The 17,894-nt window shown below is 60.5% G+C and carries 15 protein-coding genes and 1 pseudogene; 11 read left to right on the top strand and 5 right to left on the bottom strand.

The features are described 5' to 3' along the window. Position 1 precedes the first annotated feature (1 nt). Both KB449_RS19880 and KB449_RS19875 read left to right on the top strand, forming a co-directional pair. On the top strand, positions 2–490 hold the full coding sequence (locus tag KB449_RS19880) for an A24 family peptidase (RefSeq protein WP_282910020.1): 489 nt from the start codon (positions 2–4) through the stop codon (positions 488–490). A 48-nt stretch (positions 491–538) separates the two neighbouring features. Beyond that, positions 539–2,206, top strand: a complete 1,668-nt coding sequence (locus KB449_RS19875) for a DUF6382 domain-containing protein (protein ID WP_282910019.1) — start codon at positions 539–541, stop codon at positions 2,204–2,206. 6 nt (positions 2,207–2,212) lie between these two features. Here KB449_RS19875 and KB449_RS19870 read toward each other — a convergent pair whose 3' ends face one another. Genes KB449_RS19870 through KB449_RS19860 form a run of 3 tightly spaced genes read right to left on the bottom strand, consistent with a single transcriptional unit; the run spans position 2,213 to position 4,156 of the window. Continuing rightward, the gene (locus tag KB449_RS19870) at positions 2,213–3,127 is read right to left on the bottom strand and encodes a TIGR01777 family oxidoreductase (RefSeq protein WP_282910018.1); all 915 of its coding nucleotides are present in this window, start codon (positions 3,125–3,127) and stop codon (positions 2,213–2,215) included. 27 nt (positions 3,128–3,154) lie between these two features. Continuing rightward, a complete protein-coding gene (locus KB449_RS19865; RefSeq protein ID WP_282910017.1) occupies positions 3,155–3,625 on the bottom strand; it encodes a hypothetical protein in 471 nt (156 codons plus the stop codon). Positions 3,626–3,679: 54 nt separating this feature from the next. Beyond that, complete coding sequence (locus tag KB449_RS19860) at positions 3,680–4,156, bottom strand: DUF2621 domain-containing protein (protein ID WP_282910016.1); 477 nt, start codon at positions 4,154–4,156, stop codon at positions 3,680–3,682. A 271-nt stretch (positions 4,157–4,427) separates the two neighbouring features. On the opposite strand from KB449_RS19860, the gene KB449_RS19855 reads away from it, so the two are divergent. The 4 genes from KB449_RS19855 (at position 4,428) to ppnP (ending at position 9,353) form a co-directional block, all read left to right on the top strand. Further along, entirely contained in the window at positions 4,428–5,558 is a 1,131-nt protein-coding gene (locus KB449_RS19855) for a deoxyribonuclease IV (RefSeq protein WP_282910015.1), read from the top strand. Positions 5,559–5,632: 74 nt separating this feature from the next. Beyond that, positions 5,633–6,535, top strand: coding sequence for a formyltetrahydrofolate deformylase (gene purU, locus KB449_RS19850; protein WP_090114165.1), 903 nt, complete (start codon positions 5,633–5,635; stop codon positions 6,533–6,535). 260 nt (positions 6,536–6,795) lie between these two features. After that, positions 6,796–8,808: a transketolase gene (tkt, locus tag KB449_RS19845; protein WP_282910014.1), complete on the top strand. Its 2,013-nt coding sequence runs from the start codon at positions 6,796–6,798 to the stop codon at positions 8,806–8,808. Positions 8,809–9,035: 227 nt separating this feature from the next. Continuing rightward, entirely contained in the window at positions 9,036–9,353 is a 318-nt protein-coding gene (gene ppnP, locus KB449_RS19840) for a pyrimidine/purine nucleoside phosphorylase (protein ID WP_090114161.1), read from the top strand. 635 nt (positions 9,354–9,988) lie between these two features. Here ppnP and KB449_RS19835 read toward each other — a convergent pair. Continuing rightward, positions 9,989–10,363, bottom strand: coding sequence for a PilZ domain-containing protein (locus KB449_RS19835; protein WP_282912871.1), 375 nt, complete (start codon positions 10,361–10,363; stop codon positions 9,989–9,991). Positions 10,364–10,387: 24 nt separating this feature from the next. Continuing rightward, positions 10,388–11,269 (bottom strand): annotated as a pseudogene (locus KB449_RS19830) (NAD(P)-dependent oxidoreductase); the annotation flags it as partial. Between the two features lie 210 nt (positions 11,270–11,479). Between KB449_RS19830 and KB449_RS19825 the strand changes: the two are divergent. The 5 genes from KB449_RS19825 to KB449_RS19805 all read left to right on the top strand — a co-directional run bounded on the left by KB449_RS19825 (position 11,480) and on the right by KB449_RS19805 (position 17,894). After that, complete coding sequence (locus KB449_RS19825) at positions 11,480–13,669, top strand: alpha-galactosidase (RefSeq protein WP_282910013.1); 2,190 nt, start codon at positions 11,480–11,482, stop codon at positions 13,667–13,669. A 149-nt stretch (positions 13,670–13,818) separates the two neighbouring features. Beyond that, positions 13,819–14,067: a hypothetical protein gene (locus KB449_RS19820; RefSeq protein ID WP_282910012.1), complete on the top strand. Its 249-nt coding sequence runs from the start codon at positions 13,819–13,821 to the stop codon at positions 14,065–14,067. Beyond that, positions 14,064–15,173, top strand: coding sequence for a GerAB/ArcD/ProY family transporter (locus tag KB449_RS19815; protein ID WP_282910011.1), 1,110 nt, complete (start codon positions 14,064–14,066; stop codon positions 15,171–15,173). Before KB449_RS19820 ends, KB449_RS19815 begins: the two co-directional genes overlap by 4 nt. Positions 15,174–15,237: 64 nt before the next feature. Then, positions 15,238–16,743 carry a spore germination protein gene (locus KB449_RS19810; RefSeq protein WP_282910010.1) on the top strand — a complete coding sequence of 502 codons (1,506 nt, stop codon included), beginning with the start codon at positions 15,238–15,240 and terminating at the stop codon, positions 16,741–16,743. Beyond that, entirely contained in the window at positions 16,740–17,894 is a 1,155-nt protein-coding gene (locus tag KB449_RS19805) for a Ger(x)C family spore germination protein (protein WP_282910009.1), read from the top strand. The genes KB449_RS19810 and KB449_RS19805 overlap by 4 nt, the downstream gene beginning before the upstream one ends.

Raw genomic sequence — 17,894 nt, 5'->3', positions numbered from 1 at the left:
CGTGGATAGGATTGTAGGGGCGGCAACGGCAGTACTGTTGATCTTCGCCTGCTGGAGCGATATCAGGCGCTTGCAAATATCCAATTTACTGTGCATCGCTTTTGCGGCAGGCGGCTTTGTTTTTCAAATCGCGGCATACGGTCCCGGCCGTTTCTGGTGGACGATCGGCGGGTTCGCAGCGGGTTTGATACCGCTATGGCTGCTTCATGCCGCCAGAGGTCTCGGCGCCGGGGATGTCAAGTGGTTCGCCGCCTACGGTTCATGGGCCGGCGCTTCGGCTGCACTGGAATTGGTTGTCTATTCGCTGCTGTTCGCGGGAGGAATCGCTGCGTTTTTGCTCCTGTTCAAGGTGCCGCTCGTACGTCCCTTTGCGCTTAGATTTGAATGGCCATGGGGATTGCACCCGGCACGCGCCGGGAAGGGCGCAAAGTTTCCGTTTATGCTGGCTGTCGCGCCGGCCTATGCGCTGCTGGCTTTGTCCGGCGGGTAGCGGCAGCTCGCGGCGTGCCGGCAGCAAGTTGACGTAAGGAGTGAGGTCATGACCGAGCTAAAAACGAGATTCGAGCAGCAGCGCGGACTATGGATGATTCTCGAACGGGCGCCGGCGCCTTGGCGCAGAGAGGATCTGGACGCCGTTCAAACGGGGATGCTGCAGGCTTGCGAGATACCGGGTCTGCTGCCGTTGTCCGTAGAAGAAACGGATGAGCGGATCGGGCTGCGTTATCGGCTGGCCGGCAGCAAAATGCTTAGCCAGTCGCTGCGGTCCGAACGCTGGACGATGACTGACGCGATAGCCGCATTGTGCAAGCTGGCGGAAACGGCCGAGCAGTGTCACGATCATATGCTGGATTTTAAACGACTGCTGCTAAGGGATGAATATATTTTCGCGGGGAGCGGTTGGCATGACCTGCGGTTTGCCTATTTGCCGCTTGCGGCAAACGCGGCGGCAGAAGACGAAGCGGGACTCGAACGCCTTATCGTAAGATGGGTCATGCGTGCGGATAACCCGGACGGCGCGGTGCTGCAGAGGCTGCTCGAGATGACGGCCGCCGAAGGTTTCGAGCCTTCGTCTTTGCGAGCCTTTGCCCGCCGGTATCTGTGCGAGCGCGCGGAAGAACGTATCGGCAGCATGGTTCAAACGACGAACAGCGGCGAAAAGTGTTTTGCGGGAAGCGAGCAGGCCGCAAAGCCTGCGGCGCTTCAACCCGAGCGGAAGTCAACCGCAGAAGCGCTCGGCGAATTGTCTCGGCTGGATCGGGCCGGCTTTCCGCCGTACAAAGCGTCCGCAAGGCAGGAGGAAGAAGCCCCGGAAGCTGCCTGGCAACGTCCGGATGCCTTCCGATCAGGGCGCGCTCAAGATGCGGTCCCTGTCCGCAATAAGGATGACGCGCCTGCGGCAGCAGGCTTCATGCCCGGGGGGATGAGTGCCGCCAGATGGCGGATATGGCTTGTGGCGCTCTCGGCGGTCGCGGCGGGTACGGCCTGGAAAACCCTCTATGCCGGTGCTCCGGGCACGCGAGGGCTCGCGTTGTCTCTCGGCGCGACAGCGGCTTGCGCTGGCTTGTGTTTGTTTTTCTGGAACGGATGGACAAGGAAAGAGCCGAAGGAGCCTCGTCGCGAAGTGGCGGGTGACTCCAAAGCGCGGGAGCAGGAGCCCGACCGGCTCGCTGCCTTTCCGGCACGGCCCGATCCGAACGCCAGCCCGGGGAAGGCAGACGGCGCGTTGATTGCCGTGCCGGCTTTGAGGTTCGATGCCTTTTCGGACGCGTCGGGAAGCAAGCGGAACGATTCTGCCGATCTATCGCTTGATGATCGTCCGCAGACCGAGTGGCTGCCTGCAAAGCGGGAGGCGACGGAACTGTTGGTCTCGCCGCAGGCGCCGGCTCCCGCGGCATGTTACCTGGAATGGGAGTCTGCGGAGCGACCGTGCAAAATACCGCTGAAAGCGGAATCTCTTGTGATCGGGCGTTCGCGCGAGGCGGCTCAGCATGTAGATGAATCGGGGGGCATGTCCAGAGCGCATCTGGAGATGCTGCGCCAGCAAGGACGTTGGCTGGCCAAGGACCTGGGGTCCCGCAACGGCAGCTGGCTCAACGGCAGTCCGATGGCGCCCTACGAAGCTTATCCGCTCGAAGCGGGAGATTGTCTGCAGATGGCCGGATCGATCTACCGGTTCCACGTGCCGAGCGAGCCCCTGCGGGCCTAGCATACGTTAACGCCGGCTTTCCAGGTCTCGAAGGGCGCCTTCCAGCTTGGGCTGTCGGAAAACGTATCCGTGCGCCAACGCCTTGCGGGGAATCGCGAACTGCCCGGTTAGCAGCAGGGCGGACATTTCGCCTAACGCGGCGCGGATCGCCCATGCGGGTGCGTGGAGCCAATACGGGCGTCCCAGGACCTTGGCCAATGTCCGGCCGAAGGCATCGTTGTCGACCGAATCCGGCGCGACTGCGTTGACGGGGCCGGAGATCGTTCCGGTATCCAAGCAGAGCAGGATAAGTCCCACGATATCGTCGATATGGATCCAGGGCATGCCCTGCCGGCCCGAGCCGAGCCGGCCTCCGGCGAACAGCCTGGTCGGCAGGCTGAGCAGCGAATAAGATCCGCCGCCCTTCCCCAACGCGAGACCGATCCGCAGCTTAACGATACGCTCGATCGGGATGCGGTCGGCTGCAGCCTCCCATTGCACGATCGTCTCGCTCAAAAAATCCTCGGGATGCGGAGGCGCGCTCTCGTCGAAGGGCATCGGATAACGGCCTTGGACCGATTCCGAGTGTCCGTAAAGCGAAATGGCGGAAGCGTTCACGAGCACGGCCGGCGGACTAGGCATACGTGCGACGGCATCCGCGATGCTCCCGGCCGCTTGGATACGGGAAGAAAGGATAAGCGCTTTGGCTTTGGGCGTCCATCTGCGCCCGATCGTCGCTCCGCTCAGATTGACGATAGCGTCGATCGGGCCTGTCTGCCCGGGGTCGGCCAGCCACGAATCCCAGGTCGCATAAAGCAAGCCTGCGGCTGGCGCCGCAGGCTTGCTCCGGGTTATGATCCATACTTCGTCTCCGCGGGCGGAGAGGGCTTCGGCCAAGGCGGAACCGATAAATCCTGTACCGCCGCACAGCACTGCGCGCATGGGCTCACCTCATGAGAATGACATGAATTATTGCTTGTCGATCGAGGTGATGACATATTGCTCGATCGTCTCGCTGTCGCCTTTGATCTCTTTGATCTTGTACTTGAATTTGACCTTCACGCCGTCGTCCCAGCTCGACAGCTTGTCCGAAATCTCGTCGTCGATCTGATAGGCGCGGATGCCCTCGGCGCTCTCGACTTCGATCGAGTGATTGTCGATTTGTCCGTTGTACGTGCCTGCCGATTCTTTCTCGTCGACCGCGTCAGTAGGAGCCGCGGAAGGCGAGGCGCTAGGCGCTGCGGATGCGCTGGCGTCCGGCTGCGCGGACGGTGAGGCGTCAGGCGACGATGCGGGGGACGCAGAAGCGGATACGCTAGGCGAAGGGGAAGCGTCGCTTCCGTCCTTGTCGTTGCTGCAGGCCGTGCCCATGAGCAGCATAGCCAGAACGGCGACGGCCCAGGCCGAGTTTTTACCGTACCGATTCAGTTGATTGAACATACCAAGACCACCTCCGAACGATCGTGCGGCCGCCCTGTCCGGACGAGCCGCTCCTTAAGTTAGACGACGGGAGGTGCCAAAGGTTTCGTTTTTTTCCGAATCGAGCAGATGGGCATACGGCGAATAATCAATGCCGTTGCTGTCCAAGAAGCTGATCAGAAAGGCGTGATCGCGCTTGGGCGTCGCCATAATATAGCCTTTAATGCAGTGCTCCTCCGTCACTTTTCCTTCGCCGCTCTCGACGGCGAGCTGACCGATCTGCGCTGCGATCGAATGCTTGGCGATGTCGCGGAAGGCGTTGGGCACGGGCGAGGCCAGCTTGTCCAGCATAGCCTTCGATTCGTCGGTCCAAAGCGGACGGCTAAGCTCGACCCAGTGGTTCTGCCAGTCGAGCTTGGACTTGCCGTCGGCCTTCGGCAGCACCTTCAGAAACTTGCGAAACATGAAAAAGCCGCCGATGCTCATGAAAACGACCAGCACGACGCCCCAAAATGCGATAAAGTACATAAACCAATCGGGACTGGATTTCATTTTTGCATTCACCTCGCTTCCCAAATTATATCGTATTTCTATCCGTCTGTCCCGCCAAAGAGAAAAGCCGCCATTCTATTCTTGCAGTGTCGGACATGGCCTCTTCCGGATCGGAAGTTACGGCTGAAGGTGGCTTGCTGCCCGGCTCGTTTACCGTCTTTTGCGTGTACGGTCTTCTAGATTTATTTCTACGTTCGCGCTACAATAGATCTTGATTTGAAGGGACGGGCCCGGGCAGCACAGGGCGCCGCATACGGAGAGGAGTAAAGCCATGCTGAAGATCGGTTCCCACGTGTCTTTTTCGGACAAGGGATTGCTGACGGCGACGGACGAAGCCAAGTCCTACGGCTCCAGCTCGTTCATGATTTACACGGGCGCGCCGCAGAATACGAGGCGCAAGCCTATCGAGAGCTTGTACATTCCCGAGGGAAGAGAGGCGATGACGGCCGCGGGGATCGGCGAGATCGTCGTCCATGCGCCCTACATCGTGAACCTCGGTTCTTATAAGGAAGACACGTTCGAGTTGGCCGTCAACTTCCTGCAGGAGGAAGTTCGCCGGACGGACGCGATCGGCGTGAACAATATCGTGCTTCATCCGGGCGCCTATACGGAAAAGGATCCCGAATACGGCATCGCCCGCATCGCGGAAGGACTTAACGAGGTGCTGGACGCGACCAAGCATACGAACGTGAACATCGCGCTCGAGACGATGGCCGGCAAAGGCACCGAGATCGGCCGCAGCTTCGAAGAGCTCGCAGCCATCATCGAACGCGTCCGCGACAACGGCCGGATCACGATTTGTCTCGATACTTGCCACGTTCACGACGCGGGCTACGATATCGTCGACGATCTGGACGGCGTCCTGAAGTCGTTCGACAGCCTCATCGGCCTGGACCGCATCGCTGTCGTTCACCTAAACGACAGCAAGAACCCGCGAGGCGCGGGCAAAGACCGCCATACGCCGGTCGGCTCCGGCTGGATCGGCTACGAGGCGATCAACAACGTCGTCAGCCATCCTTCGTTGGCCGGCAAGCCCTTTATTCTCGAGACGCCCTGGATCGGCAAAAACGCCGGCAAGGAGCGTCCGATGTACGAGGCCGAGATCGCGCTGCTGCGAGGAGACGTCGACCTTCGCTTCGGCGGGGAGTTCCTCGAGGACGTCGAGCGTCTGCATCACTTCTTCGGCAAGCAGGATATCGATCACCGCGCCTTTGTGCTGAGCACCTGGGAGCTCCTGAAGTCCGACGCCAAAGCGCGCAAGGCGGATCCGCGCGAACCGCTGGAGCGTCTTTACGATCTCGCGATGGAGCATCGCGTGCTGTCCGGCGACTACAGCGAGGAAGCCGTGAATCAGCGGCTGACGGCCTATCTCGCCGGCCGCGAATGGCTCGCTAAGGTATAAGGCGACGCAGGCGAGACAAAGCCGAGACAAAGTAAGGAAACGAAGCAATCGATAGAGAGGCTGAGGAATCCGTCATGACCCAGAACGTTTACCAACACCAGGACAGCAAGGGCCGCGAGGAAAACGCGAATCGCGCACGCATGCTGATCTCCTGTCCCGACCGGCCGGGAATCGTCGCCGCCGTCTCGCAATTCCTTTACGAGAAGGGGGCCAACATCCTCCAATCGGACCAGTATACGACCGATCCCGCAAGTGGCATGTTTTTCATGCGGATCGCCTTCGACCTGGGCGGCCTCGAGCAGAACCTGCCTTCGCTGCAGGAGGACTTCGCGAGAATCGCCGACCGGTTCGAGATGCGCTGGAGCGTGTACCGCGCGGTCCGGCGCAAACGCCTCGCCATTTTCGTCTCCCGCGAGGATCACTGCCTGCTCGAGCTGCTCTGGCAATGGCAGGCGGGGGATCTGGACGCCGAGATCAGCATGGTCGTCAGCAACCACGACGACATGCGGGGACTCGTCGAATCGTTCGGCATTCCTTTTCACCACATTCCGGTAACGCCCGAGACCAAAGCCGAAGCCGAACGCCGTCAGCTGGAGCTGACCGCAGGCAAGGTCGATTTGGTTATTCTTGCCAGATATATGCAAATTATTACGCCGAAGTTCATCGAGCATTTTACCAACCGCATCATCAATATCCATCATTCCTTCCTGCCGGCGTTCGTCGGCGGCAAGCCGTACCATCAGGCTTACGACCGCGGAGTCAAGCTGATCGGCGCGACGGCGCATTACGTGACCGCCGAGCTGGACGCAGGGCCGATTATCGAGCAGGACGTACAGCGCGTCAGCCACCGCAACAACGTGGACGAGCTGAAGCGCATGGGCCGTCACATCGAGCGGATTGTGCTGGCCAGAGCGGTGAAATGGCACATCGAGGATCGACTGGTCGTGTACCAGAACAAGACGGTTGCCTTCATCTAAAGACTCGGAGAGAGATTTTATCTTGGCGCACTGAGGGATAAAGTCGGCAGGCGTGGAAAACGATAATCCGAAGTCCGCGTCTCGCGAGATGCGGACTTACGTATGAAGGAAACCTTTAAAAGAAGCCTTCGACTTGTCCGTACAAGTACTGTGGCAAAACGGGCAACCCCCATGTTACAATAGGCAAGGCCGAACTGCGGCGATTTAACGAGTTAACGCATGATATTTACGTAATGCAGATAGAGGAGGTCGTTACCTAAATGACAACAAACGCAAATACGATCGATCAGCTCTCCGTTACGACGATCCGCACGCTCGCGATCGACGCGATCGAAAAGGCGAAGTCCGGACACCCCGGCATGCCGATGGGCGCAGCGCCGATGGGCTACCAGCTGTTCGCGAAGACGATGAAGCACAATCCTTCCCAGCCAAGCTGGATCGACCGCGACCGTTTCGTCTTGTCCGCGGGCCACGGTTCGATGCTGCTGTACGCGCTGCTGCACCTCTCCGGCTACGATCTGCCGATCGAAGAGCTCAAGAACTTCCGCCAATGGGGCTCCAAGACGCCGGGGCATCCCGAATTCGGCCACACGGCCGGCGTCGATGCGACGACCGGACCGCTCGGCCAAGGGATCGCGATGGCTGTCGGCATGGCGATGGCGGAGGCGCAATTGTCCGCTACATATAACCGCGACGGCTTTGAACTGATTAACCACTTCACGTATTCGGTTTGCGGCGACGGCGACCTGTCCGAAGGCATCTCCTCCGAATCGGCTTCGCTCGCCGGCCACCTGCAGCTCGGCAAGCTGGTCGTCCTGTACGATTCGAACGATATCTCGCTGGACGGCGAGCTTTCCCTGTCCTTCTCCGAATCCGTGGCCAAGCGCTTCGACGGTTACGGCTGGCAGGTGCTGCGGGTAGAGGACGGCAACGATCTGGCCGCGCTGGCCAAGGCGATCGCCGAAGCTCAAGCCGAAACGAGCAAGCCGACGCTGATCGAAGTAAAAACCGTGATTGGTTACGGCTCGCCGAACAAGGGCGGCAAGGGCGGCCACGCTGGCCCGCACGGTTCGCCGCTCGGCACCGAAGAAGCGAAGCTGACGAAGGCGTTCTACAATTGGGAGCACCCCGAATTTTTCGTGCCCGAAGAAGTGCGCGCGAACTTCGCCGAAGTCAAGAGCCGCGGCGAGCAAGCCTATGCCGCTTGGGAAGAGCTGTTCGGCAAGTACAAGTCCGCTCATCCGGAGCTGGCTCGGCAGTTTGAGGACGCGCTCGCGCGCAAGCTGCCGCAGGGCTGGGACGCCGATCTGCCGAAGTACACGACGGAGGACAAGCCGCTCTCGACGCGCGTCGCTTCGGGCAATGCCCTGAACGGCCTTGCGAAAAACGTGCCGAACCTCGTCGGCGGCTCCGCCGACCTGGAAAGCTCCACGATGACGCATCTGAAGGGCCTGCCGGTATACACCGCGAAGGACTACAGCGGCCGCAACATTTACTTCGGCGTTCGCGAATTCGGCATGGCGGCCGCGATGAACGGCATCTCGCTGCACGGCGGCCTGCGCGTGTACGGCGGCACCTTCTTCGTCTTCACCGATTATCTGCGTCCGGCCGTCCGCCTGGCGTCGATCATGGGCCAGCCGGTTGTGTACGTCCTGACGCACGACTCCATCGCCGTCGGCGAAGATGGACCGACGCACGAGCCGATCGAGCAGCTTGCATCGATTCGCGTCATCCCGGGTCTAACCGTGCTGCGTCCAGCGGACGGCAACGAGACCTCCGCGGCTTGGGCCTATGCGCTCGAGAACACGGGCAACCCTGTCGCGCTCGTCCTGACTCGCCAGAACCTGCCGATTCTCGAAGGCACGGCCGAACAGGCTCGCGAAGGCATCAAAAAGGGCGGCTACGTGCTGTCCGAAGCGGCTGGCGAAGCGCAAGGCATCCTGATCGCAACGGGCTCGGAAGTCCAGCTCGCCGTGGCCTCCCAAAAGGCGCTGGCAGAGCAAGGTATTCACGTTCGCGTCGTCAGCCTGCCGAGCTGGGATCTGTTCGAAGCCCAGACTGCGGAATATCGCGAGAGCGTGCTGCCTAAGAACGTCAAGGCGCGCCTGGCGATCGAGATGGCTTCGCCGTTCGGATGGGAGCGTTATGTCGGAGACGGCGGCGCCGTGCTCGGCATCTCCACCTTCGGCGCATCGGCGCCGGGGGACCGCGTCATCAAGGAATACGGCTTTACGGTCGAGAACGTCGTCGAGCAGTTCCGCAAGCTGATCTAACTGAAGGCCAAGGTGCAAGCGTCGGTCTGACGATTGAGTGTCCGGCTACCCGAAGCGCGCTCCGAATGCGGAGCCGGCCCCCTCCAACGGGGGCCGGTTTTTTACGGAAAAGACGCTTCAGCGCGTCGCACAGGCAAAGCAAGAAGGTGCTTGAGCTCCGGATGCAGGCCTTGTTTCACCTTTTCGCCGCAATCAACCAAACCCACTTTTAGGAGGCCCTTATTTCTATGTCCCAATTCGATCAAGTCAGCGTCGTAAAGCAAGCTAACATCTATTTCGACGGCAAGGTAACGAGCCGTACGGTGAAGTTCGCGGACGGCACCCGCAAGACGCTGGGCATCATGCTGCCGGGCGAATACGAGTTCGGTACGGACCAAAAGGAAGTCATGGAGATTTTGGCCGGCGAACTGACCGTTCAACTGCCGGGCAGCGAAGAATGGATCTCGATCTCCGGCACCGGCGAGTTCACGGTACCCGCGAACGCCAAGTTCAAGTTAAAGGTAACGCAAGTCGCTGACTACGTCTGCTCTTACCTGGACGCCTAATTACCGATATGCTTCAAGCATGAAATAAGCCTTCGGCGCTATATGCGCGCGAAGGCTTTTTGCGATAAATTGGCGGCGATTCGCAGACAAGTAGACGCGCTTAAGGGAATGCCGATGCTGTCGGATGTATGGAAGGTCGAATTAACTGCATGTGTACATTTATTTTCTACCGACCAGCGACACTTTAATGAAATACCTGCAGATGCGCAGGTAAATTCAAAGATAAAGCGGGAATTCTAGCTGATGCAGGAAAATAGATGCATTTTTGCATCTCTTCCGTCTGAAAGGGGCAACTTCAGCGGAAATAGATGTGTATTTGCAGGCATTACTGCGAAGCAACAACAACACTGGCAACGATTGACCCAACGCGGAGCGGCTGTCTGATGCGTCGGCAAACGGCCCAGCCCATCGGGGCGCGGCTGCCGGATGCGTCGGCAAACGGCCCAACCCAGCGGAGCGGCTGTCTGATGCGTCGGCAAACGGCTCAACCCATCGGGGCGCGGCTGTCAGAGTGAGCTTTCGGATGTGCCAACGCCAGGCTTTCCATACGAATCCGGTTTTAGATGTCCGCCAAACCTGAAAGGACCGTCGGGGCGATCCGCGATCTTCCCTGACGGTTTGCTGACCGGCTGGCATCAGCCGTGCGATTCGATGTACTCCTTAAGCTGCAGGCGCTGGTACAGGGCAAGTCCCGATAGCAGACAGCCGTAATGGAACAGCCCATCCTTGCGCTCGATGCGGATGATGCGGGCCGTCATCGGCGGCAGGCTGGTCTCCTGCTGGAAGTGGATGACGACGAACATGTCCTTCTCGAGCGGGATGGAGGCAGCCACCTGCAAGCCGTCCTCGGATACGTCGCTCAGCACGGCGTCGACGCTCTGTCCGGCGAACGAGCCGGCTTGCTCCCATTGATAGATAGAGATCATGAGCGGGATGTTCAGCGCGACGCGCTTCTTCTTGCGGCGATCCGAATCGGTATCGGATTCCTCGGCGACGGCTGCTGCCGACACTTCCTCGTCGGCGCGTTTGTCCCTTCCGATACGTCCGCCGATCCATTGCTCGTACAGCTTGGCCAGCGCGGCTAGATCCTCCTCGCCATAGCCCGCCGCGGCCCCTGCCTGGAACAGGCTTTTGGACGCTTCGAGCATCGGCGTCGGCACGCCGAGGCCGTCGGTCAGCACGGAGGACAGCTTGAGGTCCTTGAGCATCAGCGCCAGCGAGAACTGCACGCTGAAGTCATGGTCGATGATCTTGGCGCCCTTGAGATCGGCCTGCTTGCTCGCAGCGCCGCCGCCCTGCACGACCCGCAGGAAAGAGGAGGCGTCGATGCCGGCTTTGGACGCGATAGCCATGCCTTCGACGAGGCCCGCGGCGTTGATGCCGACGATCGTATTGTGGGCGAGCTTGGCAGCAGCTCCGCTGCCGCTCGGTCCCATATACAGTACCTCGCGTCCCATGGCAAGCAGCAGCTGCTTCTGTGCCTCTACGACCTGCGCGTCGCCGCCTGCCATGAATAATAGCGTACCGTCAATGGCCGCAGGCTTGCTGCCCGTCACCGGCGCGTCGAGGAAATCGCAAAAGGCGTCCGCGGCATCCCGGGCAAGACGGCGCGCGAGGTCGGGGGATACGGTGCTGCTGTCGATCAGCACGGTGTTGGGCTTCAATCCCGCGAACACACCCTCGGTTCCGTAATAAACTTCTTCTACCGCTGCGTCGTTGCTGATCATCGTCACGACAACGTCTGCGCCGCGCGCAGCAGCAAGCGGCGTAGCGGCTTCCTCCGCTCCGAGCTCAAGCAGTTGCTCGGCTTTGCCCGGCGTGCGGTTGTAAACGATGACTTGATAGGACTTGCGAAGCAGGTTCGCAGCCATAGGCAGACCCATCGTGCCGAGTCCGATAAATGCGATCGTTGGCATATTGATTTCCCTCCCAGGGTTCAATCCGATTCTTTCATTATAGGAGAAGCGGGAGCCTGTGAAAAGCGCTCTGCGTCCGCAATGCTAACAATCTTTTCCACCTGTCGCCCGCAAGTCACATAAAAACATATTAAGACGTCTTTATTCCATGTATCCGCACATTCGATTCCGGTATGCTATCTGGATAGACTGGTACTTGAGGAGGCCGACATGGCTATTTTATTCGACCGGGAGCGTCAGACTTTTCATCTGCAGACGCCGAACACAAGTTACATAATTACGATTGTCGAAGGCCTGTACCCCGCACACGTTTACTGGGGACCAAAGGTTAGAAACGCCTCGTGGCCGGGCAGCCTGACGCTGCGCGAACGTGCCAGCTTCAGCCCGACGCCGAATCCCGACAAGCCGTCGCTGTCGCTCGACGCGCTCCTCCAGGAATATCCGGGCTACGGCTCCGGCGATTTTCGCAGCCCGGCTTATCAGTTCGGCCTGGCCGACGGCACGACGGTCGCGGAGCTTGTCTATCGCGATCATCGCATCGTCGCGGGCAAGCCGAAGCTCGAGGGCCTGCCCGCCACCTATGCGGAGACCGACGATGAAGCGGAAACGCTGGAGCTGTCGCTGCACGATTCGCATTCCGGTCTGACTGCCGTACTGAGCTACACGACGTTCCGCGATTCCGATGCGATCGCGCGCTCGGTCCGCTACGTCAACGAGAGCGCCAACCCGGCCCGCATTCGCCGCGCGCTGAGCGCCAGCGTCGATTTTAACAACGACGCCTACGAGCTGGTGCATCTGAATGGCGCCTGGGCGAACGAGCGCAACCTCTCGCGAAGAGCGCTCGTCCAAGGGCAGCAGGGCATCGAGAGCCGTCGCGGTTCGAGCTCTCACCAGCACAACCCGTTCGTCGCGCTGGTGTCGCCGAATGCGGGAGAAGAGCAGGGAGACGCCTACGGATTTAGCCTCGTCTACAGCGGCAGCTTCGCAGCCTCCGCCGAGGTCGACCAGTTCCGTACGACGCGCGTATCGATCGGCATCAATCCGTTCGACTTCGAATGGCTGCTCGAGCCGGGCCAATCGTTCCAGGCGCCCGAAGCCGTGCTCGTCTATTCGAACGAAGGGCTCGGCGGCATGAGCCGCACCTATCACCGATTGTATCGCAGTCGCCTTTCCCGCGGCGAGTTCCGCGACCGTACGCGTCCCGTGCTGGTCAACAACTGGGAAGCCACCTATTTCGACTTCAATGCGGACAAGATCGCGGCGATCGCGGAAGAGGGAGCAAGGCTCGGCATCGAGCTGTTCGTGCTCGACGACGGCTGGTTCGGCTATCGCAACGACGACACGACCTCGCTCGGCGATTGGAAGGTCGACCTCAAGAAGCTGCCGCAAGGACTGGAGGATCTGGCGAAAAGAGTAAACGAGCACGGTCTCCAGTTCGGTCTCTGGTTCGAGCCCGAGATGATCTCGCCGGACAGCGACCTGTACCGCGCGCACCCCGACTGGTGTCTGCACGTCGAAGGACGGAGAAGGACGCAGGGGCGCCGTCAACTGATTCTCGATCTGTCGCGCGACGACGTATGCGATTACATCATCGATACGGTGGGCGGCGTGCTGGCATCGGCGCCGATCGCCTACGTCAAATGGGACATGAACCGGAACATGACGGAGATCGGCTCCGCGCTGCTGCCGCCCGAGCGCCAACGCGAGACGGCGCATCGTTATATGCTCGGCCTGTACCGCGTGCTCGAGACGATCACTTCGAGGTTCCCGCACATTCTGTTCGAGAGCTGCTCAGGCGGCGGCGGACGTTTCGACCCGGGCATGCTCCATTACATGCCGCAAACGTGGACGAGCGACAACTCGGACGCCGTATGCCGGCTCAAGATCCAGTACGGGACCAGCCTTGTGTATCCGATCAGCTCGATGGGCGCGCACGTATCGGCCGTTCCGAATCATCAGGTGCACCGGGTCGCTTCGCTCAAGATGCGCGGGGACGTGGCCATGTCCGGCAACTTCGGCTACGAGCTGGACCTGACCAAGTTCTCGCCGGAGGAAAAAGAAGAAGTGAAAGCGCAGGTCGCGGCCTACAAGGAGCTGCGCGAGCTCGTCCAGTTCGGCGACCTGTATCGCCTGAAGAGCCCGTTCGAGGGCAACGATACGGCATGGACGGTCGTCTCCGCCGACAAGTCCGAAGCGTTCGTCGCATTCTTCCGCGTGCTCGCCCAGCCGAACGCGCCGATCGACTGGCTGCGCCTCTCCGGACTCGATCCGAATGCCGACTATGAAGTCGTCGGCACCGGCGAGCGGTTCGGCGGCGATCAGCTGATGTATGCCGGTCTGCCGGTTCCGCAGCTGCATGGCGACTTCCAAAGCGCCATATGGCGTTTGCGCCGCGTTTAATCTCTAATCATACAGCAGCCCTCAAGCAAACGCCGCTTTCGGCGATCGCTCGAGGGCTTTTTATATCCGCACGCACGAATAAAAAGACGCCGTCGTTCAAACATTAGGAAAGAAAACCAACGAGCGGAAACCGGGGAGGCGACCGTAGGGTGATGGAACGGCTCGGATTCAGCGTGGCGTTATTTGCTGCGCTCGCCGTCGCGCAAGGCGCCTCGGTCAGAAAAATGCGCGGCAAGGAGCTGGCGGCATACGCGCTTCTCTTGCTGCCCGTCTTATACCAGGACGCGATCTATGTCATCCATGCCGGTTGGCCCAGTCTGCCGGACCTGATGAGCATCCTGCTGAAGCCGCCGGCGGCGGCGATCGACCGGTACCTGTCAAGCGGCGAGGCGGGATGAGGAAGCGCAAGGAACAAATCACGGCAGGCCAAATGTCCGTTCTGATCACCGCCACGACGCTGGGCTCCTCGATCGTCTTCATTCCCCATCCTCTGGCTCAGTATTCGGGGCAGTACGCCTGGATGGCTGCCTTGCTTGCCGCCGGCTTCGGCGCGGTCCTGCTCGCCGCCGTACTGTACCTGAACCGCGCTCACGGGGGACGCAGCATCATGGAGTACAGCGTCGCGCTGTTTGGCAGGCCCCTGTCCGGCGCGATGTTTTTTGCCGTGCTGCTGATGCTTCTGTTCGCGGTATCCGCGATCGTATCGGGCATCGGCGACTTTTTCAGCGGCGTAATGATGAAGGAGACACCGGCTTATATCTTCAACGCCACGAGTCTGTTCGCGGCCGCTTTGACGGTACGGGCAGGCATGAAAGTTACCGCCCGCATGTTCGTGCTGCTGCTGACGATCATGGTCGCATTCATATCGGCCGTCCTTGTCCTCGCGATGCCGCTTTATCGATCGGGCATGCTGCTGCCGATCTGGCGGCACGAAATGGCCAGGCCCTTACTTCACGGTTTTATATTGACGGCGGGCTTCCCGTTCGGCGAGGTCTTCCTGTACGCGCTGCTGATTCACCTCGTGCCCACCGCGCCGGGCGCCGCGCCCTGGAGAGGCAAACTGTACAAGGGATATGCGCTCGCCTCCGTTCTGCTGATCATGGCCGTCGTGTGTTCGGGGATGGCTTTCGGTCCTGCATCCGACGTGTTCATTTATTCGCTGTTCAAGCTGGCCAGCGAGATCCATATCGGCGACATGATGGAGCGTACCGAATCGATCGTAGGGATCGCCCTTATTCTGGGGTCATACATGAAGGCGACGGTCTACCTGTATATGACGAATCTGATCGTCAAAGGCTGGCTGCCGTTCAAGGACGATCGGGCTGCCGTCTATCCGATCGCGCTTACGTGCCTGTTCATTTCGCTGACGCTCTTCGACAGTCCCGCGGACTTTTTCTCGCAGGTTTACGTCGTTTGGCCGTTCGCGGTACTGACGGTGGGAGGCGCATTTATTGCGCTTCATGCGGGGATGACCGCGATACGCGGGGATCGAAACCGGACTTAGCCGAAAAACGGAACGGAAACGAAAATGGAAACGGAGCCGGAGAACGGAAAGGAGGCGCAGCGCGATGGCGACGAAAGGATCCGATACGGCGCTGGCGGCGGACCTGCGCGCAAATCGGGCGATGGCCGGCGCCTTGTTCGACCGCTGCCAGGACGTATGCATCATCCCGCTCGGCGACGGGCCGGCGGAAGACGCGGTCGCGCTCGTCGTCTATTGCGCTTCGCTCATGGACGAGCAGGAGAGCAGGCGCATACGGACGCTCCTGGCGGAACCGCTCCTGCGGGAGCTGACCGGCGGCGCCGCGGACGCCCAAGATGGCGAATCCCGGCTGCGGGAAGCGGGCGCGCGCCACCAGGCCGAGCTGTTCCAAGACTGGAAGGAAATCGAGGATAAGGTTTGGCAGGGATATTTATTTCTGATCGCCGAAGGCTGGACGCGTGCGGCCGGCTTCAAAAGCGCCGGCTTGACCAAGCGGCAGGTGACAGAGCCGGTCAGCGAGCCTTCGGTTCAAGGGCCGCGCGAAGGCACGGTGGAGACCTTGCACGTCAATCTGGGCATGCTGCGCCAGCGTATCGGCACGTCCCGCCTGAAAATCGAGTATCTCACGGCCGGCACGGTATTGCGCACGGATATCGCGTTTGCCTATTTGGACGACACGGCCGATGCGGAGATGCTGGCCGAATTTCGCGGGCGGATCGGCAGGATTGCGCCGTACGAAGTGCTGGATACGTCGTTTGTAGAGGATGCGATTCAGGATTCCGACTGGTCGCCTTTTCCCCAGCACCGTTACACGGAGCGTACCGATACGGCGGCGGCTTCGCTGCTGGACGGGAAAATACTCGTACTGACCGACAATTCGCCGATGATCCTCATCTGTCCGGCGTTTTTCGTCGATTTTTTCACCACGAGCGAAGATTACTACGTACGTACGGTGTACGCGTCGACGGTGCGGATGCTCCGCCTGCTGGCCTTTGCGATCGCGCTCACGCTGCCAAGCGCTTATGTTGCCATGTCCACCTTTCACCCGGAGCTGATCCCCAATATTTTGCTGCTCGCCATTCTGGATGCGCGCGAGGGAATTCCGTTCCCGGCGATCGTCGAGGCTCTTATTATGGAAACGTCGTTCGAGCTGCTGCGCGAAGCGGGCATCCGGCTGCCAAGGCCCGTCGGCTCCGCGGTCAGCATCGTCGGGGCGCTCGTCATCGGCCAGGCGGCCATCATGGCCAAGATCGCCTCGCCGATCATGGTCATCGTCGTCGCGCTGACGGGCATCGCTTCGTTCGCGATTCCGCATTACGAGATGGCCATCGCGATCCGGCTGCTCCGTTTCCCGCTTATTCTCGCCGCCAGCTTTATGGGCGGTTACGGGCTCATGCTCGGCTTTATCCTGATCCTGCTGCATCTCTGCTGTCTACAAACTTTGGGCCAGCCTTACTTGTCTTCGCTCGCGCCGCTGCGGCTCAGGGATCTTAGAGATGTGTTCGTTCGCGCGCCGCTCAAAGCGATGATGCGCTCGCCGCGCAACCGGAGATTGCACGCCGGCGCGCCTGGCAAGGAGGGGAAGCGATGAAACGGCTGCTATGCTGGGCGGCCGTTCTCAGTCTGCCGCTGTGGACGGGCGGCTGCTGGAGCGGTCATGAGCTGACCGATTGGGGGTTCGTGCAGGCAGCTGCGATCGATCTGACGGAGAACGGCGCAATCCGGATGACGACCCAGATTTACAAACCTTCCGGCGGCGAAGAACTGGGGACTGCAACCAAGGGCGGTCAGTCTTATGTGAACACGGATACGATCTCAAGCTCCCTGTTCGGCGCCTCCGAGGACATCGCGATCGAGCTGGGACGCCGTCCGCAGTGGAGCCATATGCAGGTGCTTCTAATCGGGGAGAGGGCGGCCGCTGCGATGAACATCAGACGGTTCACCGACTTTTTTTCCCGGGGAGAGGGGCCAAGAGGCACGGTCTCGATGCTGATCACCAAGGGAGAGGCCGGCGCGTTCCTGGCGCAGCGTCCGCTCATCGAGCGTACGATTGCGCAGCAGCTCAGAAGCACCGAGGCGAACGCTTCGAAGTATACGGCCAAAACAAGAGACTTCACGCTACTGGAGCTGACGATAAGGTCGATGATGCAATCCAAGGCTGCAGCCTTGCCCTACGCCGTGCTGCAGCCGGACAAGCCGCCCGTCATCGGCATCGCCGGTCTGGCCGTCATCCGTTTCCCGGAAGGAAGGATGATCGGAACGCTGCCGTCGTCCGATTCGATTTATTTATCCATCCTGAACAACCGGTTCAAGAGCGGCGTGCTCGAGCTTCCGTGTCCCCAACGCGGCTCCGGCATCGACGCATACCACGCGACCGCTTCCGAGACGCGCATTCGCCCCGTGTTGAGCGGCGATTCGGTCAGCCTGGAGATCCGGACGTCGCTGAAGGGCGCGATCGGAGAGCTGACCTGCTCCAAAGTCGAAACCCAGCAGGAGGTCGATCGGTTTAACGCCAGACTCGCCGCTTACGTGAAGGAGCGGATGTCTGAAACGATCGACCATCTGAAGGACAAGCAGGCGGATCTGCTGGGCACCGGAGATTGGCTGCGCCGTTTTGCGCCTGCGCGCTGGGCGGCCATGTCCGGGGATTGGCCGCAGCGGTTCGCCCGAATCGACTATCGCATTCAAGTGCGGGTCAGTCTGGAGAGCACGGGGATGGAGATCGGCAAGCCGGTCAAATGA

This window comes from Cohnella hashimotonis, assembly GCF_030014955.1.
Taxonomy (GTDB): Bacteria; Bacillota; Bacilli; order Paenibacillales; family Paenibacillaceae; genus Cohnella; species Cohnella hashimotonis.
This window is presented reverse-complemented; position numbering and strand designations above follow the sequence as displayed.